This window comes from Paenibacillus sp. Lou8.1 (assembly GCF_024213565.1).
Lineage (GTDB): Bacteria > Bacillota > Bacilli > Paenibacillales > Paenibacillaceae > Paenibacillus > Paenibacillus polymyxa_B.
Window position 1 is genome coordinate 124,155 of the sequence record NZ_JANAVN010000016.1, and the last position, 17,742, is coordinate 141,896.

Sequence of the window (17,742 nt, forward strand, 5' to 3'; positions counted from 1 at the left end):
ATGGATACTGAATTTTCAAAGAGTGAGGCTCCCTTAAAGGGAGTCCATCATCCTCATAGCGATGGAGGAGGTGCCACAGGTATATTGGGTACATCATCTAACAAAAATAGCTCCTCTAAAGCGTCAAACACTCCGGCAGGGGTGTGGAAAGTTGGAAGGCTGTCAATGGGACTTTTCCTTGTTCTGCTGGGGGGCGTAACGTTTGCCTCCAAGTTTTGGGGAGCGGGCATTCTGGACCAGGCGTTAACCTGGTGGCCTGTCGTTTTTGTTTTGCTGGGATTGGAAATTTTAATGTATACTGCTTGGAAAGGGACGCGTGAGCGCATTCGTTATGATTTATTCAGTATGTTTATTACGGCGGTATTGGTTTTTTGCTGTATCGGATTTGCCTTGGTCAGTTCATTTGGGATCACTCCGCAAGTCAGAGAAATAATGAGTTCGGTTCAGGAAACAAGGGTTCTCCCAGACTGGCATGAAAAACTGCCTGCCGAAGTGACCAAGGTGATTGTACAGGGAGAAGATCCTTATGCGGTCAAAATTGACGCAACCACCTCACCGGAGGTGCATGTGTTCGGAAGTTATGTATACACAGGTAAAGAGGATGAAATAAAAGGACAAGATTTATACCAGACCAAGCAAATCGGCGATACATTGTATGTATTACTGGGTCAAATTCCGACACGTTTTATGCAGACTCAGCAGCAGCTTGATGTTACGATTGCTGTACCTGAGGGAATTACGGTTACTGTGCGCGATAGCCGAGGAAATATAATTGAAAAATAGGGAGATCTTCCGGCTCCAACTTTACATTTCGTATCATTCACGCGATACTGGAAGGGAAGCCTGAGATGTCATCCATGTTGCTAGCTAATGGTGTATTTGCTTATCAGGCGAAACTTGATGATGTGCAGTCGAATAGCGATTGTGATCGGAAATGAGGGAGAAAAATGATTTCATTGAATCCTGATACGCTTACAGGGCGTGAAAATTATAAGCTGTTGACCGGAAGTATCATCCCAAGGCCGGTAGCCTTTGTAACGACTTTGAGCAGCGAAGGGGTGCTGAATGGTGCGCCGTTCAGTTATTTTTCCATCGTAGCCTCTGAACCGCCACTGCTGTCTGTATCCGTACAACGTGTCGATGGAGTATCCAAAGATACAGCACGTAATGCGATGGAGCACAAGGCATTTGTCGTACATATCACAGACGAGGACAATGTGGGAGCGGTGAATGTGACGGCTTCCCGTCTGTTGCCGCAGGAGAGTGAGGTTGCACTGGCAGGCCTTACCCCAGTCAAAAGTACAAAAATCGAAGTTCCCGGTGTGGCAGAAGCGAAAATACGCATGGAATGTATTCTGGAACAAGTTATACCGTTGGGAGGCAAGGAGGACTCACCTGCCTGTGATCTGTTAATCGGACGCGTAGTGCAGTATCATTTGTCCGAGGAAGCATACCAAAATACGTATGTGATTGCTAAGGAGTTGCGTCCAGTAAGTCGGTTGGCTGGGAACAACTATGCGAAGCTAGGAGAGCAATTCACGCTGGAGCGTCCCCAATAGGGGGCGTTTTTTTACAGCATGCCTAAGATTTTATGTGGCTAGTAGAATAGAATACCCTAATAATAAAAAAGAGAACGTTCCTGTGCTATCGCTTAGGCTCCGTTCTCGATATTCAATGGCCACTTTTACAAATAATGATAAGCATCTTTGATATTTATGAGTTTATTTACTTCAAAGTTTTCAGTAGCAGGGAGCGATAGGTCGTTTCAAACAAAAATTCAAACGCCTCCAAATGCTTTTTAGCCTCAAATACATTACGGCCCCACGCATAAATGCCGTGGTTACGCAATAAAATTCCAGGCACCTGATCATTTAGCACACTGGGCACCAGCTTGGCAATCGAGGCAATATCTGCGTAATTAGGCAGCACAGGAATATCAATCGCAGCATTTTCGTCCCAAATGTTAAAAGCCTTGATCAGCTCAATACCTTGGATAGGTACAGCGCCTTGCTCACCGTAATATTCGGAAATCAGATTATTAAACACGGTATGCACATGAAAAACGGCTCCGCAGCCTGTTAGGCGGTAAATTTCGCAATGTATAAGCGTCTCTGCGCTTGGCTTGAGGTTTGTCGCTTCTGCCGCTTTTCCGTACTGGTCTACGAACAGAAAATCTTCCGGAGTACGCTTGGTTTTATCCTTACCGCTGGCGGTCACTGCAAAATAAAATTGTTCGGGATGAAAGTCACCGATTCGGATCGACAAATTGCCGCTCGTGCCTGGGAACCAGTTGCGAGCTGCGAATAGTTCTTTGACATCAGCGAGTTCTTCCAGTGCGCGGCGTTTTTCTTCCAATCTAATGTCTGCCAAGTTAAAACTCATTTACAGCACCCCTTGCTCCTGTTTTTGCTTTAAATCCTCGATAATGTCATCAAATGTTTCAAAGGGTACATGTGATACGCCAAGCTCTTGACACTTTAAAGTCAGATGCGAACGGGAGTACACAAGATCGGCAATTTTGGCTCCTTCAAAATCGGTCAGGCTGTCGCCGATCAAAATCCGTTCGTATTGTTCGGAAGGATATTGACGAATCACAGTCGTTTTACACATGCCACAATCATTTGTACACGGTTCCTCACATGGATGCGGCCAAGTAATCTGGATGCGCTCCCCGGAAAAATCCGCTCCGTTGCAATAGACGTGGTCGTGTGGAATGTCAAAGGGTTTTAGCAATGGATCAATAAAAAAATCAATGCCTCCACTGGTGACGAAAAATTGAATCTGCTGCTCTCGTACATAGTCCAAAAAGCGTGCAAAGCCCTCGCGTATACCAGCTTGTCCAAGTACATATGAGATAATTTCGTCCTTTTGTTCCGAAGGCATCAGGGCGAACATCGCACCTACGCCTTCACGAATGGATGTATGCCCATTTACGATTTGATGCATGATGGGCTCACAGCCTGTAGGCTGAAAATGCTTCATGATGGCGACAATATTGTCGCTGTTCGTAATTGTCCCGTCAAAATCGCAAAAAATGACGGGCTTTTTTGCTATGCTCATCGTTCGCCTCCCCATGTGTCGAGCGCAGATTGCAGCTCGGGGTGAGTACGGGCATATTCTGCCAGGGGGACATTCTTCTGTACCGCTTCAATCGCCTGCACAAAGGCGCGCCCACCAGCTTCTGTACCCAGCGGATGTCCGTGAATGCCGCCCCCAGCGTTGACAACAACGTCAGTACCAAAATCACGTACAATGAGCGGCACGAGGCCCGGGTGAATCCCTGCGGAAGGGACAGGCATGCTGGCCTTCAGCGGTAGATCAGGGTTGATCAGCTCATCGCGGATTGCCATGTTTTCGTCACGCGGCATCGTCACTGAGCCGTAGGGAGAAGGGAAGAGCACGAGGTCAGCGCCAGCCAGCCGCATAAGCTGACCGAGCAGGACGGACGCCGATATACCATAATGCGGCGATGGATAAGCAGCACCCGCTAACGAAGGATGGGCTGCAATCGGCACCGAGACGGCGGGATCGCTGCTAAGTTCATGCAGCACATCATAACCGTAGGCCAACACGTTAAACAGTAACGCGTTGGCACCCGCATCAATGGCCTTGAGAGCTTGCGTCTTAAGCTGCGAGGTCGGTCCAGTTAAATTAGCGGCATACAGCAGCTTTTTACCGGTTTCACGCTCAGCCGCTTCGGCGGCTTTGATGCAGGCTTCGACACGTTTTTCAATCGGCGTCAACGCGTTTTCAAATAAGATCTCGTCGTCCTTGATCAGATCAACGCCACCGATAGCCTGCCGTGTAAACTGTTCACGAAGTTCGTCCAAATTGAGTCCAATCACAGATTTGAAAATGCTCATGAGCAGGGGGCGATCATACACGCCAAGCTGCTCGCGCAAGCCACTGATACCGAATTTCGGTCCTGGAAAAGCAGAGCGGAATGCTTCCGAGAAACCCAGCTTCGTTAGCTTAATTCGGCCGTCCATCGAAATTTTGCCGAAGACCGTGACCAGCAGAGCGGGAATGTCTCGGCTGAAGTTGACATCCGGGTAAGCGATGGTCAGGTCCGCGTACCGTTCACCGGGACCTCCATCGTGAATATCCACAGAATGAACCGAGCCAAGATGCTTTTGCATCGCGTCCCGTTTGGCTTGCGGGAGCTCAGTCCAGCTGCCCACCGTCATGCCGATGGCAATAGATTGGGCCTTTTGGTTAAAATCGGCTTTGTCATCGTATACCCGGTAGGTCGCCAAGCAATAGCTCATTCAATTCCCTCCTTGAGTACAGCTCCCATCTCGCGGGATCGTTCAGCGCACCGCTGCACCGCCGCAATCACCGTTTCGTAGAAGTCACCTTTGTCCAGCATTTCCAATGCAGCTACCGTAGAGCCATTAGGAGACATAATTTTGTGGCGAAGGGCAGAAGGCTCCTCTCCGGTTTGCTGCACCATACGTGCCGCTCCAAGCGCGGTTTGCACCGTTAGTTCGTGCGCTTGCTCAGGGGTCAAGCCACCACGGATTCCTCCGGCAATCATGGCTTCCATCAGGTAGTAGACATACGCAGGGCCGCTTCCAGATATCCCGGTCAAAACATCCATTTTCTCTTCTTCTATAACCGTTACCGTACCTACAGATTCGAACATTGTAAGCACGTTTTTACGCTGGTTTTCGCTGATCTCCTTGGAAAAGCTAATACCTGTGGCTCCCAGCCCAATTGAGCTGGATGTATTGGGCATCGTCCGTGCGATCGGCTGCTTGCGACCCAGCAACGTTTGCATCGTACGAATAGACAATCCGGCGATTACCGAAATGATCAGCTGCTCATCAGACAGAAGTGGGCCGAGCTGTCCAAGTGCTTGTGCAGCATCCTTGGGCTTCATGGCAAGCACAATGACCGGAGAACGACGCAGAAGCTCGGTTTTGGCGGCATCCTCGGTTTGGAACAAGACTCCATATTGCTTTTGAAGTTCCTCAAGGCGAGCCTGATTACTGCGGTTGATGACAGTAATACCACTAGGTTTGACAACAGAACGAGCCGTCATTCCGCGAATAATAGCCTCTGCCATTGATCCTGCCCCGAAAAATGTAATTTGCTCATTAATTAAAACCTTTGTTTGTGATTCACACATAGATTCATAACCTCCAAGGATACAGATTGATTTAAGTTATTATTCCCTGATTTGTCCAGTACCGTACACGCGATATTTGGTTGAAGTCAAGGCAGGCAATCCCATTGGACCGCGGGCATGTAATTTTTGTGTGCTAATTCCGATCTCGGCACCAAACCCAAATTCGAAGCCATCCGTGAAGCGAGTGGATGCATTGTGGTACACGGCTGCCGCGTCCACTTCTTGCAGAAAACGCTCGACATGGGCTTTGTCCTCGGTGACAATACACTCTGAATGCATCGTACCGTAACGGGCAATATGCTCCAGTACTTCGTCCAGATTGTCCACGACCTTTACGTTCATAATGTAATCATTATACTCGGTGCCATAATCCTCTTCTGTAGCAGGAACAGCCCAAGGAGCCAATTCTCGTGTGCGTGCACAGCCGCGTAGCTCAACCCCCGCATCACGAAAGCGTTCTGCCAATTCTGTTAAATGTGCTTTTGCATAATCCGAGTGTACGAGCAATGTTTCCATTGAGTTACACACGGACGGTCTTTGCACCTTGGCATTCAGTGTAATCGCTTCGGCCATTGCGGTATCCGCTGTAGCGTCCAAAAAGGTATGGCATACACCAGCTCCGGTTTCGATGACAGGTACGGTAGCGTTCTGAACGACATTTTGAATGAGTGAACGCCCGCCGCGTGGAATAATTACATCCAGCAAGCCGTTCAAGGTGAGCATTTCGTTGACCGAGGCACGGTCTGAATCTTCAATAAGTTGAAGTGCCTCGCGTGGCACAGCGGTTGCGTCTAGTGCCTGCTGGAGTACTTCGATAATCTTGCGGTTGGAGAAGAGGGCGGCCGAACCACCGCGTAGCACAACCGGATTGCCTGTTTTCAAGCACAGGCCCGCGGCATCCACGGTTACATTTGGACGCGCTTCATATATGATGCCGATGACACCCAGCGGTACACGTATCTTCTCAATTCGCAGACCGTTTGGACGTTCAATTTGCTCAAGGGTGTCGCCGACCGGGTCAGGCAGTGCCACAATTTGGCGTAATCCTTCGGCAATAGCTCCGATTCGGTCCTCGGTCAGCTTGAGGCGGTCGAGCAGCGATTCCGATGTTCCCTGTTCCCGTCCACGTTTCAGGTCATTATGGTTTGCTGCAATCAGCTCTTCAGTATGGTTTACTAGAGCTTCAGCCATAGCAAGCAATGCTTCGTTTTTTTGTGCTGTAGTCAGTCGGTTCATGACCCCGGCACTTTTTTTGGCAAGATTCGCTTTGGTTCGTACTTCGCTAAACTGATTCTCCTCGGTTGTAGCTGTGTTAGTCGTTAAATCACTCATGTTACGGCCTCCCTACATACATAATGTAATCCATTCATCCCTGTGGATCACCTCAAGCCGGTGAATGGGACCAATTTTGCCCACAACCTCGCCGCTGGGTAATCCTTGTACATTTCGGAGCTGTTCATCGTCATAATTGACGATGCCGCGTCCTAACACTTTATTTTCCGGTCCGAGCACCTCAACGACATCTCCGGCATGAAAGCTGCCCTCGACACGTCGTACGCCAACCGGAAGTAGACTGTGTCCTCCGTGAACCAACGCTTCCTCAGCCCCTTCGTCTACATGAACTGCGCCCAGAGGGGTGGACATAAATCCAAGCCACTGTTTTTTCATCGGAAGTGAAGAGAGGTGGGTGTCAAAATAAGTTCCCGGTCCGTGTCCTTCGACGGCTGCGTCTAGATCACCATTCGCGCTTACGCGTCCCACATATACAGGTACACCGCCGCGTGTAGCGACTTTGGCAGCTTCGATCTTGGATCGCATGCCGCCGGTACCTACAGACGATCCAGAACCTCCAGCTAATGCATAAATCTCCTCTGTAATTTCTTCGATACGTTCAAAACGTACGGCATTCGGATGTTTGCGCGGATCTGCCGTATATACGCCATCGGTGTCCGTAATGATAATCAGATGCTGAGCTTTGACCAGATTGGCAACCAGCGCGGACAGCATATCGTTATCGCCGAATTTCAATTCGTCAATCGATACAGTATCATTTTCGTTAAAGATCGGGATAACCTGCTGGCGCAGCAATTCTTCTACGGTCATTCCGGCATTATTCATCCGTTTGCGGCTCAAAAAGTCACTACGGGTTAGCAGAACCTGCGCGATCACTAGGTCAAAATCTTTAAAAGCCTGCTCATAGGCCTGCATGAGAAGAGCTTGGCCAACAGCCGCTGCCGCCTGCTTTTCATGCAATAGCTTAGGGCGAAACGGGTACCCAATCTCCCTGAATCCGGCGGCTACTGCGCCTGATGTAACCAGCAGCACTTCATGACCTTTTGCACGAAGCAAGCTGATTTCCCGGGCAAAATAAGCGATGGCTTCCCGATTCAAACCACCTTCCACTCCAGTCAGAGAGCTGCTTCCGATTTTAATGACGATTCGTGTTGACAAGACGTCCACTTCCTTAATTTTACTCTTTTTAATGCAAAAAAACTTCCATCCTTTGTATGCAAAGGACGAAAGTTTGTGCTTCCGCGGTACCACCTTCATTGATGATTCATGATCATCCCACTTGAAACCTGTTAACGGCAGGGACCGCCTGATTGCGCAGGGCGCTCGGGGATAGGAGTTGGGAGAGAGTCCAGGTAAATTCTTGCAGCCTATCGGAATTTACTCTCTGAACAGGACCGAGTCTCTCTTAATAGTCCCTTCAACGCGCTAAATGATATTGGATACAGAATACCACGAAAAGACCAGGTTTGGCAAAGAAGTTGTAGCTGGAAAATACGGCTTAACCAAACAGGTTTAGCTTGCCAATTCGATCAGCCGCCTCGGTCAGTCGAGCTTCTGAGCTCAGCAGCCCCGCTCGCACATATCCTTCGCCGCCGCTTCCGAAGCCGATCCCTGGAGCGACAGCCACCTTGGCTTCCCGCAACAGCAGATCGGCAAAAGAAGCCGAAGTATAGCCCTGCGGCACAGGCAGCCAACTGAAAAAGGAGCCGCTTGGGCGCGTCGCCTTCCAGCCTATTTGCCCAAGTGCATCATAAAAAGCGTTACGGCGTGATTCATAGCGGGCTACCAGCTCGCCTACGCAGTTCTGCGAGGCCGTCAGGGCTGTCGCCGCTGCTGCCTGAATGCCGCCAAACAAGCTTACATAAATATGATCCTGTAGCAGATTAATCATCGAGATGATTTCGGCATTACCGAGCGCGAAACCAACACGCCAGCCCGCCATATTGTACGTTTTGGACAAGGTATAGAACTCAATTCCCACGTCTTTAGCACCCTCTGCCTGGAGGAAGCTCACCGGACGTTCGCCATCAAATCCAATAGCGCCATAGGCGAAATCACTGGCAACCACAATACCGTTACGTTGCGCGAATTCAACCGTATCCTCGTAAAAAGAAAGTGGGGCCGTTGCCGAGGTTGGATTATTCGGATAGTTAAGGAACATTAACTTGGCGCGGCGGCGTTCTTTCTCAGAAATGGCTTCATAATCGGGCAGAAAACGGTTCTCTTCCTTTAATGGGAGAAAAGACATTTCCGCTTTAGCCAAGGCTACGCCAGACCAGTAGTCCGGGTAGCCGGGATCAGGTACGAGACACACATCGCCGGGATTGAGTAAGACTTGCGGCAGCTGAACCAAACCTGTTTTTCCGCCAAACAGGATGGCGACCTCGGTTTCAGGGTTGAGCGTCACACCGTAATCCTCCTGATAGCGCTGGGCAACGGCTTCCTTGAGAAAGCTGTAACCGCGAAATGGCGAATATTTATGATACAGCGGGTTATCCGCTGATTCCTGCAAAGCTTTTACAATATGAGAAGGAGTGGGGGTGTCCGGGTTCCCTTGTCCGAGATTAATGACATCATGTCCCGCCGCAATTTCACGGTTTACATTTTGTACAAGTGTGGCAAAAAATTGAGTGGGTAACTGTTTCATGACGTCAGCGGAGGGAATAGAAAAATGAGTCATCAATACACACGACCTTTTGGAATAGTTTAAGAAATAATCTATCACGATTTTACCGAGTTGTATAGGAGGAATTAAGCTTGCATAGTTGCGTAATCCAGACTGATCGGGCTATGATGGGGGAAAATACCGGATAATGGGTCGCAGAAAGCTCCGGCTCACAAGGAGGATGAAGGATTTTGACGTATCAGGAAGCTCAGCCGTTCAGTGTTGCACTCATACAAGCTCATATAGAGATAGGAAATCCCCCGGAAAACCGCAGTCATATCCGAGCTTTAATGGAACAAGCGATGAAAACCGAACTGAAGCCGGATCTGATTGTCCTGCCGGAAATGTGGAATACGGGCTATGCCTTGGATCGCATTCATGAGCTGGCGGACAAGGAAGGGACGGAGACTCGGGCATGGATAGCAGCATTCGCCGCCACCCATCAAGTGAACGTAGTAGCTGGGTCAATCGCAGAGAAAAAAAGCGACGGTCATGTGTATAATACGATGCTCGTTTTTGACCGCACAGGCAGAGAGGTTGCTTCGTATTCCAAAATTCATCTATTCCGACTTATGGATGAAGAAAAATATTTGCAGCCTGGCGAAGAAAAGGTTTTATTCGCACTGGATAGCGGGATTCAGGCAGGTGCGTCAATCTGCTATGATATCCGTTTTCCTGAACTAGCCCGCAGTTTGGCCCTGTCGGGCGCAAATTTGCTGATCGTACCCGCGGAATGGCCTCATCCCCGGCTTCATCACTGGCGTACCTTGCTGACCGCACGTGCTATAGAAAATCAAATGTATGTCATTGCTTGTAACCGGGTAGGTCGCAGCGGAGATACTGATTTCTTCGGACATTCGCTTATTATTGATCCGTGGGGAGAAATCATTGCCGAGGGCGGAGAGCAGGAGGAGATTCTCACAGGAACAATTGAGTCTGTCTTGGTGCAGGACGTGCGTGGTCGTATTCCGGTGTTTGAAGATCGGCGTCCCTCACTATATGACCGATAATCAGTGTAGAAAGGAATACTCCATGCTTAAGGAACGCATTGAATTTTTGTGTAAAAAGAAAAACTTGTCCCGTAAAGAGCTGGTAGACGGGCTGGTGACACCCGCACATTTTGCGAATATACTGGCTGACCGATACCCGTTAGCAGAGGATCTGGCCGAGCAAATTGCTGGGCGTTTAGGTGTAAACCCATCCTACCTCTTGCGTGCAGCGGCAGAGGATGAGGAGACGCTGGCTACAGCGGATAAGATTTTCACAGAGCTGTCCAAGCTGGATAATCCTGCCACTGAAAGCTATGTGGATCAGCTGGAGGATCGCAACGATTCGCTTGTGGTGGAAATGACGACTTATTTGATGAAGGCCGTATATTACCAGCAATTAAATGACCCAACGGCCTATGAATAGTTACATCAGACCTATTTGAATTTTTATTTGGAGAAGTTTGGCCGTTCGGATGAGGTGGAGCTGCCCGCACCGCTAAAAAAAGCAATTTTATTTTATAAAATCCAGTATTTCCGCTCTAAAAATCATTATTATGAGGTGCTGAATAACGTTACGCAGCTAAAACGTCTGGTGGAAGAGGGAACGGAAAACTAGCTGAATGCGCAAAACATAATGATGGAGGCCTGTATTCAGGTCAAGCAATTTGATCAGGCGAAGCAGGTATTCGAGCAGACGATGCGTAGGGTATATGATGATCGGCTTTTTCACCGTTTGACGGGCCTGTATGTGGCTTACAGCGGATATTGTTTCGCCATGGGTTCTGTACAGGAAGCACTGTTAACGTTGTCTATGGCTGAGGCCAATTTGGTGTATTTGGAAAATGAACCAGATATGCTCACGACCATCCTGAACAACCGTATTATTATGCTAACATCGATTGGCGAGCTGGATAAGGCTTTGGAGGAAGTAGCACGTTTTGAAGCTCTGGTGAGCAGGGAGCGAGATGAAATGCAGCAGATGATGCTGCCCGTTACGCTGACATATCGTTGTTAAATTGCATTTACCTGGAAAAATGGAGGCTGCTGTCACAGCATTTGGATCAGCTTCGCCAAACCAATCTGACAATAGATCAGCAAATGGTCAAGCAGGGCGTATCGCCTGAACTGTTGGAAGTTGCCAAAACCGGTGAGCAGGCATATGCGAAGGTGCTGGATGTCACACCCATGGGGGAAGCTGGACCTAATAAAATTAAGCTTCAGTTTAAGCTGAGTGTAACGAAAAACAACGGCGATACATTTAATGTAACCACACAAAAGGATGTTTTTTCTTCCCAACTATCCAAACTGCAGCAGGGAAGTATTATAGAGGTCATTTATTCACCTCAAGATCCTTCAAAATTAGTCTTTAAAACACAAGTGAGTGAAGCCGAGGTACAGCAGGCATTTGGTTCAACTCGATAGTAAAAAAGTTTTTCGATATCTGTTTCAGATACAGCCCATAGGTGTATTATAATAGTATCCCGACACCAGGAGGTTGATAACGATGGATAACCAAAGTAGATCCGAACTGGCGAATAGGGATGGCCTGTCACGGCCGAGAGGCTTAAATAGACAGGTTGTCGGAAACAATTATGAAATGGGCTATGATCAGGATAAAAGTCCACCAGATTTAGGGAGACCCTGATCACAAAAAGGCGAGGACAGGCACTTTGGGATCACACAGCACATTGGAACTGAGGTAGGACACTCTTGGGAGACCAAGGCTAGAGACCTTAAGGAAAGAAGTGATGCGAGATGGATAAAGTGGAGTTTCCGAGCAAGCGTAAAGTAATCAGGCGAGGCTGACATGAAATTCAAATGAACATGAAATGTGGTTCGTTGAAGACAGATGGAAGCAACATCGCAACAGTGTAATCGAACCCGTAAAGTAAATGAAGTATTGAAAGTATAGGGGTGAAGCCCCGGGACCGCCTTCTTCTCTGGCTTTGGCTAGGGAGGAAGACGGTCCTTTTCACATTGGAAGCTACTTTTGAGAAAGTTGCTCGACCGTTTCTCGGAAGGTATCAATAAAGGCTTCGGCAGCTTTAGACAAATAACGTCCGTTTCGGTAAGCAATGGCCAGGGTACGGCTAGGGGTAGGTTCGGCGAGTGGCAATAATGCTGGAACGAACTCGCTGCTGGCGGCCCGGGCGATAAAACGGGGGACGAGTGTCACTCCCATACCTGTCGCTACGAGCGATTGGAGCGTCTCCATATTAGTGCTCTCAAACACCACATTGGGTTCAAAGCCCGCTTGATGACACAAATCCATCGTCAGCTTGCGAAAGCCTTGCCCTTTTTTCAGCACGACAAAAGGCTCATCTTTCAGTTCTTCCATATGCACAGGCTGCGGATGGCCTCCGTTTTTACGCAGGGCTAGGGGGTGACCTGGAGGAACGGCTAGATCAATCCACTCTTCACCGATGGGCACATAGGAAAGTGTAGGTTCAACTAATGGAAGAGATAGCAGGCTGAGATCTGTATCCCCACTGGCAGTTTTTTTCTCCAGATTCATGGATGAATCCTCGACTAACACGATTTCAATGTCGGGATGAGCCTTTTTGAATACAGGCAGCACATGCGGCAGCAAATGAGAACCTGTGATAGGCATACTGCCAACCACAACCTTCCCTTTTCGCAGTTGAGAAATGTCGTCCATTTCCTGCCGGAGCTGCTCGACTGCATCGACTATTTTTTTTGCCTTTTCTACAAAGCTCGCTCCTGCATGTGTTAATTCCACCGTGCTGGTGTTGCGTTGAAATAAAAGTACCCCAAGTTCTTTTTCCAGTTTGGATAATTGTTGGCTCAAAGAGGGCTGAGCAATATGCAGTTTTTCTGCTGCTCGTGAGAAGTTTTTTTCCGCTGCAATTTGCAGGGTGTACTGAAGCTGTCTGAATTCCATCGAATTTTGCGCCCCTTGTCTTATAAGCTTTACCTATTACATCATAGACTGATTATACAATAATAAAATGAAATTCCCAATCTTAACGAATCCCATGTGTCACAAGTTTTATATAGATGAAGCGTTTTTATACAAATAGAGTCTTTTAATACAGATAAGCAATTCATTTAACATTCTCCTGATAAAACGTGATTAATCTTAGTTCTGGTTGTACAAAAAAGTGTCTGGGAGGAAAATGAATGCTAAAATTTTGGGGGATACATACGAAAAAATCGTTGGCTGCACTCGTAGCGACTATGATGCTAGCCGTAAGCGGTGGGACGGCGATGGCAGTCGAAAAGGACACGTCGATTAAAAACGTAATTATTTTGATTCCAGACGGTATGGCTAATGACGCCACTGCACTGGCTAGATGGTACAAAGGATCCTCCTTAACGTTAGACAGCATGGCAAGCGGCATGGTGCGTACGCATTCTGCGGATGCTCCAATTGCCGATTCTGCTCCAGCGGGTACTGCTTTTGCCACGGGACATAAATCACATACTGGGTATGTAGGTGTCCTTCCTGATGAAGCGACAATGCCTGGACAACAACCCATTGCAGCGGGTGACGCCAAAAAGCCTGTAGCTTCCATTCTTGAGGCTTCCAAGCTGGCAGGGAAATCGACCGGAATTATTGCGACTTCCGAGATTATGCATGCGACACCAGCTGATTTTACCGCACATTATCCTGATCGTAAAAATTATGATGCACTCAGCATGCAGCAAGCCTACAACGGGGTTGACGTAGTGTTAGGTGGAGGCGGCAAGTTTTTGGAGGCAGCAGGGCGTAAAGATGGCCAAGATTTGATAGCCCAAATTAAAGACCAGGGTTATGACTTTGTCACGACACCTGAAGGGTTGAAAAAATCGACCTCCAGCAAGCTCTGGGGCAGCTTTTCTCCCGAAGCCCTTGCGTATAACCTGGATCGCGATGCATCCAAGGAACCTAGTCTGGCGGAAATGACATCGAAAGCCATTGATGTGTTGTCCAAAAACGATAAAGGCTTCTTCTTAATGGTAGAAGGCAGTAAAGTGGATTGGGCCGCCCATGCAAATGATCCAACCGGAATTATCAGTGACGTGCTTTCATTTGACGATGCAGTGAAAGTTGCTGTGGATTACGCCAAACAAAACCAAAATACAGTCGTCGTAGCAGTGACAGACCACGGAAATGGTGGATTGACGATTGGTAGCAGCGATACAACTAGCAATTATGATAAAACACCTTTAGCTTCTTTTATAGACCCGCTGAAAAAAGCGAAGCTGACGGGTGAAGGCTTGGAAGCCAAGCTGAATGCAGATCGCAGCAATATTAAAGAGGTGCTTTCCACATATTTTGGCATCACCGATTTGACAAACGAAGAAGTAAAAACCATTAAAGATGCCAAAGAAGGCAGCATGAACTATGCTGTCGGACCGATCATTAGCAAACGTGCGAATATTGGCTGGACTACAGGCGGACATACAGGAGGCGATGTCGTGTTGTACACGTACGCGCCGAACGGAGATCGTCCAACCGGTGTAATCGACAATACAGATGTCAATAAATATATGACACGTGTACTCGGACTGGATTTGGATACGGTCAGCAAGCAGCTGTTTGTTCCTGCAAAAGCCGCTTTTGAAGCTAAAGGAGCCAAGTTTACTGCGGACACGAAAGTCATTACAGTGACCAAAGGCAGTAACAAGCTGGAGCTTCCAGTATACAAAAATATAGCTACGCTGAATGGCAAAAATACCAAGCTCAACGGTGTAGTTGTATTTAACGGCGTTGATTATTTTGTACCCCAGCAGGCGATTGATTTGATTCAGTAGTAGGCAGAACCATCGACAAGGGCTGTTTCTTCCTTTAGAGGAAGAGACAGCTTTTTTGTGTGTTGATATAAATGTGTATTTTTTGGGGCAGAAGTTGGAGGCGGTTTTTATAAGATGGGATTTTTTGTGAAACTAATCACGTTACAACCTCTCCGATATTGCTAGAATAATACATGTACGGTACAAGCCGCTGATGATGTGAAGTCCGGATGGACGAGGGAAGAAGGGATGAGTCACGGACGAATTATTACTGCGTCTAGCTGACGGCAAGGAATGGACGCATACGGAAATGATGGAGCTGCTGACACGTCTGGATGATGAGCCGACGCTACGGGCTCAACTGAGACACCTGGCAGCTCGCACCAAATTGGAGCGCTATGGCAAAGGTGTTTTTTTACGGGGATTAATTGAATTCTCCAGTATATGTCGTCAGGACTGCATGTACTGTGGGCTGCGCGCTTCGAATAAACAGGCAGATCGTTACCGTTTGCAGCCAGAAGAAATTCTGGCCTGTTGTGCGGAGGGGTATGAACTCGGTTATCGGACCTTTGTGCTGCAAAGTGGGGAAGATTACTGGTTTACTGCAGCCCGGCTGACGAAATTGATTCGGGAAATTAAAAGCCGTTTTGCGGATGTGGCGGTTACACTGTCCATCGGTGAACGGGATGATGAAACTTATGAGCAATTATACGAGGCTGGCGCGGACCGTTTTTTGCTGCGGCATGAGACAGCTTCTCCCCATTTGTACGCCAAGCTGCATCCGACGATGACGATGGAAAGCAGGCGCAGCCGTCTGCTGGCTTTGCAACGAATCGGTTTTCAGATCGGGGCCGGATGTATGGTGGGGTTACCAGGACAAACGAATAGTGAATTAGCAGACGATTTGGTCTATCTACACAGCCTGTCACCAGATATGATCGGGATTGGTCCCTTTTTACCGCATAGCAACACGCCGCTTCGGGATGCCAGTCAGGGGAGCATGGAAAAGGCACTCGATATTATTTCGTTATCCCGATTGGTCGTTCCAGATGCACTTATTCCGGCGTCTACGGCAATGGGAACGATTCATCCCCAAGGCAGGGAGAAGGCGCTTCAGGCGGGAGCAAATGTGGTGATGCCCAATTTGTCACCACTGGCGGTGAGACCTAAGTACGCGATTTATGAGAATAAAATATGTTTGGGCGATGAGTCTGCCCAATGTCGACATTGCCTGGAACTGCGGATTCGCGGAGCGGGATTTGAAGTCGATATGGGGCGCGGCGATAGTTTGAGGGTGCAACGACAGCTTATGAGACAGGAAACTTTGTGAGGCCATAACGGAAACATTGCAGTAACCATAAATAAGGAGATGGGTATACGTGAGTGGAGTACGAGAGAAAGTGTCGGCGGATTTTATTAATGAAGCAGAAATTATGGCGGCAGTGGAGCAGGGGAAACAAGAGGCAACAGATCGACACCGTATTTTAGAAATTTTAGAAAAGGGGAGAGCCTGCCGGGGACTGAGTGCGAGTGAAGCGGCGGCTCTTTTGCATGTGGATGATCCTGAATTATTGGAAGAGATGTTCAAATCTTCGAGGGCAGTCAAAGAACAAATTTATGGCAACCGGATTGTGCTGTTCGCCCCTTTATATGTAAGCAACCACTGCGTGAATAACTGTGAATATTGTGGTTATAAACATACCAATGACAGCTTTACTCGTAGCCGTCTGACACCGGAGGAATTGGTGGAGGAGGTTAGAGTGCTTCAAGAACTGGGACACAAGCGGCTCGTGCTGGAAGCGGGGGAAGACCCAGTCCATTGTCCCATTGACTATATCGTCGATTGTCTGCGTCAGATCTATGAGGTCAAGGTAGATAACGGCAGCATACGGCGGATCAATGTGAATATTGCATCCACAACCGAGGAGGACTATCGGAAGCTGGCAGAGGTAGGCATTGGTACGTATATTTTATTTCAGGAAACGTATCATCGGGAAAGCTATCGTAAATTCCACCTACAGGGACCGAAGCGGGACTTTGATTGGCACACCACCGCAATGGACAGAGCCATGCGTGCGGGTATAGATGATGTGGGGATCGGTGTGTTGTACGGCTTGTATGATTTCCGCTATGAGACTGTCGCGATGCTGAAACATGCTGAGCACTTGGAAGAAGCCTTTGGCTGCGGTCCTCATACGGTTTCAGTTCCACGATTGCGTCCGGCTGAAAATGTAGATCTGGAGCGATATCCGTACCTGGTCAACGATGAGGATTTTATGAAAATTGTATCCGTTCTTCGACTGGCTGTCCCTTATGCTGGTATGATCCTGTCCACTCGCGAGGAGCCGGAATATAGAGACCGCGTCATTGGTCTAGGCGTGTCGCAGATTAGTGCAGGTTCAGCTACAGGTGTAGGGGCATATGCAAAACAGGAAACTGATGATAAACCTCAATTTGAGGTGGGGGATCATCGCTCACCATCGGAAATTATTAAAAGTTTGTGCCGTGGCGGATATATGCCGAGCTACTGCACAGCTTGCTACCGTGAGGGGCGAACTGGGGATCGTTTCATGGAGCTTGCCAAATCAGGACAAATTCATAATGTGTGCCAGCCGAATTCGCTGCTGACCTTCCAAGAATATCTGCTGGATTATGGGGATGAGGAGGCGCGTGAACTGGGAGCTGCCGCTCTGCGAGAGAATCTGGAGCGTATACCACGTGAATCGACGCGCCGTTTGACGCTTGACAGACTGGAACGACTGGAAGCAGGCGACCGTGATTTGTATTTTTAGCAATTTATATTATTCGTAGTATCATTTCACGCTATGAAAATTCTCATGATTTATAATAGAACTTGAAAATGAAAAGCAGTCGCGTTGGAATCAGCGCGACTGCTTTTGTGTGTCTGGAAAAAAATATTAATGATG

Annotated in this window: 19 protein-coding genes; 11 read left to right on the plus strand and 8 right to left on the minus strand. The window is 48.2% G+C overall.

Translation table 11 applies throughout. From position 1 onward, the window contains the following. Complete coding sequence (locus NLX78_RS21630; protein ID WP_235309608.1) at positions 1–783, plus strand: hypothetical protein; 783 nt, start codon at positions 1–3, stop codon at positions 781–783. Positions 784–947: 164 nt separating this feature from the next. Next, positions 948–1,559 carry a flavin reductase family protein gene (locus NLX78_RS21635; RefSeq protein WP_061829175.1) on the plus strand — a complete coding sequence of 204 codons (612 nt, stop codon included), beginning with the start codon at positions 948–950 and terminating at the stop codon, positions 1,557–1,559. A 166-nt stretch (positions 1,560–1,725) separates the two neighbouring features. Here the strand turns inward: NLX78_RS21635 and NLX78_RS21640 are convergent, their stop codons facing one another. The 7 genes from NLX78_RS21640 to NLX78_RS21670 form a co-directional block, all read right to left on the minus strand. Beyond that, positions 1,726–2,382 carry a methylthioribulose 1-phosphate dehydratase gene (locus tag NLX78_RS21640; RefSeq protein ID WP_254351466.1) on the minus strand — a complete coding sequence of 219 codons (657 nt, stop codon included), beginning with the start codon at positions 2,380–2,382 and terminating at the stop codon, positions 1,726–1,728. Next, positions 2,383–3,060, minus strand: a complete 678-nt coding sequence (locus NLX78_RS21645; protein ID WP_254351467.1) for a 2-hydroxy-3-keto-5-methylthiopentenyl-1-phosphate phosphatase — start codon at positions 3,058–3,060, stop codon at positions 2,383–2,385. Beyond that, positions 3,057–4,268: a 2,3-diketo-5-methylthiopentyl-1-phosphate enolase gene (locus NLX78_RS21650; protein WP_254351468.1), complete on the minus strand. Its 1,212-nt coding sequence runs from the start codon at positions 4,266–4,268 to the stop codon at positions 3,057–3,059. The genes NLX78_RS21645 and NLX78_RS21650 overlap by 4 nt, the downstream gene beginning before the upstream one ends. Continuing rightward, complete coding sequence (gene proC / locus NLX78_RS21655; protein WP_028540660.1) at positions 4,265–5,131, minus strand: pyrroline-5-carboxylate reductase; 867 nt, start codon at positions 5,129–5,131, stop codon at positions 4,265–4,267. Before proC ends, NLX78_RS21650 begins: the two co-directional genes overlap by 4 nt. A gap of 39 nt (positions 5,132–5,170) precedes the next feature. Next, a complete protein-coding gene (locus NLX78_RS21660; protein ID WP_254351469.1) occupies positions 5,171–6,463 on the minus strand; it encodes a glutamate-5-semialdehyde dehydrogenase in 1,293 nt (430 codons plus the stop codon). 12 nt (positions 6,464–6,475) lie between these two features. Continuing rightward, complete coding sequence (gene proB, locus NLX78_RS21665; protein ID WP_069289799.1) at positions 6,476–7,681, minus strand: glutamate 5-kinase; 1,206 nt, start codon at positions 7,679–7,681, stop codon at positions 6,476–6,478. A 241-nt stretch (positions 7,682–7,922) separates the two neighbouring features. Further along, positions 7,923–9,104, minus strand: a complete 1,182-nt coding sequence (locus tag NLX78_RS21670) for a pyridoxal phosphate-dependent aminotransferase (RefSeq protein ID WP_254351470.1) — start codon at positions 9,102–9,104, stop codon at positions 7,923–7,925. Positions 9,105–9,280: 176 nt separating this feature from the next. Between NLX78_RS21670 and NLX78_RS21675 the strand changes: the two genes are divergently transcribed. The 6 genes from NLX78_RS21675 (at position 9,281) to NLX78_RS21700 (ending at position 11,723) form a co-directional block, all read left to right on the plus strand. Next, entirely contained in the window at positions 9,281–10,099 is an 819-nt protein-coding gene (locus NLX78_RS21675) for a carbon-nitrogen family hydrolase (RefSeq protein WP_254351471.1), read from the plus strand. A gap of 22 nt (positions 10,100–10,121) precedes the next feature. Beyond that, on the plus strand, positions 10,122–10,502 hold the full coding sequence (locus NLX78_RS21680; protein WP_254351472.1) for a helix-turn-helix domain-containing protein: 381 nt from the start codon (positions 10,122–10,124) through the stop codon (positions 10,500–10,502). Positions 10,503–10,517: 15 nt separating this feature from the next. Then, positions 10,518–10,694, plus strand: coding sequence for a hypothetical protein (locus NLX78_RS21685; RefSeq protein WP_254351473.1), 177 nt, complete (start codon positions 10,518–10,520; stop codon positions 10,692–10,694). A gap of 18 nt (positions 10,695–10,712) precedes the next feature. Then, entirely contained in the window at positions 10,713–11,093 is a 381-nt protein-coding gene (locus NLX78_RS21690) for a hypothetical protein (protein ID WP_254351474.1), read from the plus strand. Further along, positions 11,087–11,500, plus strand: coding sequence for a hypothetical protein (locus tag NLX78_RS21695; RefSeq protein ID WP_254351475.1), 414 nt, complete (start codon positions 11,087–11,089; stop codon positions 11,498–11,500). Before NLX78_RS21690 ends, NLX78_RS21695 begins: the two co-directional genes overlap by 7 nt. 82 nt (positions 11,501–11,582) lie before the next feature. Further along, a complete protein-coding gene (locus tag NLX78_RS21700; protein ID WP_023989112.1) occupies positions 11,583–11,723 on the plus strand; it encodes a hypothetical protein in 141 nt (46 codons plus the stop codon). 339 nt (positions 11,724–12,062) lie between these two features. On the opposite strand, the gene NLX78_RS21705 is transcribed toward NLX78_RS21700, so the two are convergent. Further along, complete coding sequence (locus NLX78_RS21705) at positions 12,063–12,980, minus strand: LysR family transcriptional regulator (protein ID WP_165177151.1); 918 nt, start codon at positions 12,978–12,980, stop codon at positions 12,063–12,065. A 239-nt stretch (positions 12,981–13,219) separates the two neighbouring features. On the opposite strand from NLX78_RS21705, the gene NLX78_RS21710 reads away from it, so the two are divergent. From NLX78_RS21710 to hydG, 3 genes are all read left to right on the plus strand, one after another. Beyond that, positions 13,220–14,836, plus strand: a complete 1,617-nt coding sequence (locus NLX78_RS21710; protein WP_254351476.1) for an alkaline phosphatase — start codon at positions 13,220–13,222, stop codon at positions 14,834–14,836. 250 nt (positions 14,837–15,086) lie between these two features. After that, positions 15,087–16,145, plus strand: coding sequence for a [FeFe] hydrogenase H-cluster radical SAM maturase HydE (gene hydE / locus NLX78_RS21715; protein ID WP_223822128.1), 1,059 nt, complete (start codon positions 15,087–15,089; stop codon positions 16,143–16,145). A 49-nt stretch (positions 16,146–16,194) separates the two neighbouring features. Beyond that, positions 16,195–17,607, plus strand: coding sequence for a [FeFe] hydrogenase H-cluster radical SAM maturase HydG (hydG, locus tag NLX78_RS21720; RefSeq protein ID WP_254351477.1), 1,413 nt, complete (start codon positions 16,195–16,197; stop codon positions 17,605–17,607). Positions 17,608–17,742 lie beyond the last annotated feature (135 nt).

Bases quoted from the DNA above. Each gene is read 5' to 3' on its own strand.
- NLX78_RS21630 (WP_235309608.1), top strand. From the start codon at position 1: ATGGATACTGAATTTTCAAAGAGTGAGGCTCCCTTAAAGGGAGTCCAT.
- NLX78_RS21635 (WP_061829175.1), top strand. From the start codon at position 948: ATGATTTCATTGAATCCTGATACGCTTACAGGGCGTGAAAATTATAAG.
- NLX78_RS21640 (WP_254351466.1), bottom strand. From the start codon at position 2,382: ATGAGTTTTAACTTGGCAGACATTAGATTGGAAGAAAAACGCCGCGCA.
- NLX78_RS21645 (WP_254351467.1), bottom strand. From the start codon at position 3,060: ATGAGCATAGCAAAAAAGCCCGTCATTTTTTGCGATTTTGACGGGACA.
- NLX78_RS21650 (WP_254351468.1), bottom strand. From the start codon at position 4,268: ATGAGCTATTGCTTGGCGACCTACCGGGTATACGATGACAAAGCCGAT.
- proC (WP_028540660.1), bottom strand. From the start codon at position 5,131: ATGTGTGAATCACAAACAAAGGTTTTAATTAATGAGCAAATTACATTT.
- NLX78_RS21660 (WP_254351469.1), bottom strand. From the start codon at position 6,463: ATGAGTGATTTAACGACTAACACAGCTACAACCGAGGAGAATCAGTTT.
- proB (WP_069289799.1), bottom strand. From the start codon at position 7,681: ATGAAGGTGGTACCGCGGAAGCACAAACTTTCGTCCTTTGCATACAAA.
- NLX78_RS21670 (WP_254351470.1), bottom strand. From the start codon at position 9,104: ATGACTCATTTTTCTATTCCCTCCGCTGACGTCATGAAACAGTTACCC.
- NLX78_RS21680 (WP_254351472.1), top strand. From the start codon at position 10,122: ATGCTTAAGGAACGCATTGAATTTTTGTGTAAAAAGAAAAACTTGTCC.
- NLX78_RS21690 (WP_254351474.1), top strand. From the start codon at position 10,713: ATGATGGAGGCCTGTATTCAGGTCAAGCAATTTGATCAGGCGAAGCAG.
- NLX78_RS21700 (WP_023989112.1), top strand. From the start codon at position 11,583: ATGGATAACCAAAGTAGATCCGAACTGGCGAATAGGGATGGCCTGTCA.
- NLX78_RS21705 (WP_165177151.1), bottom strand. From the start codon at position 12,980: ATGGAATTCAGACAGCTTCAGTACACCCTGCAAATTGCAGCGGAAAAA.
- NLX78_RS21710 (WP_254351476.1), top strand. From the start codon at position 13,220: ATGCTAAAATTTTGGGGGATACATACGAAAAAATCGTTGGCTGCACTC.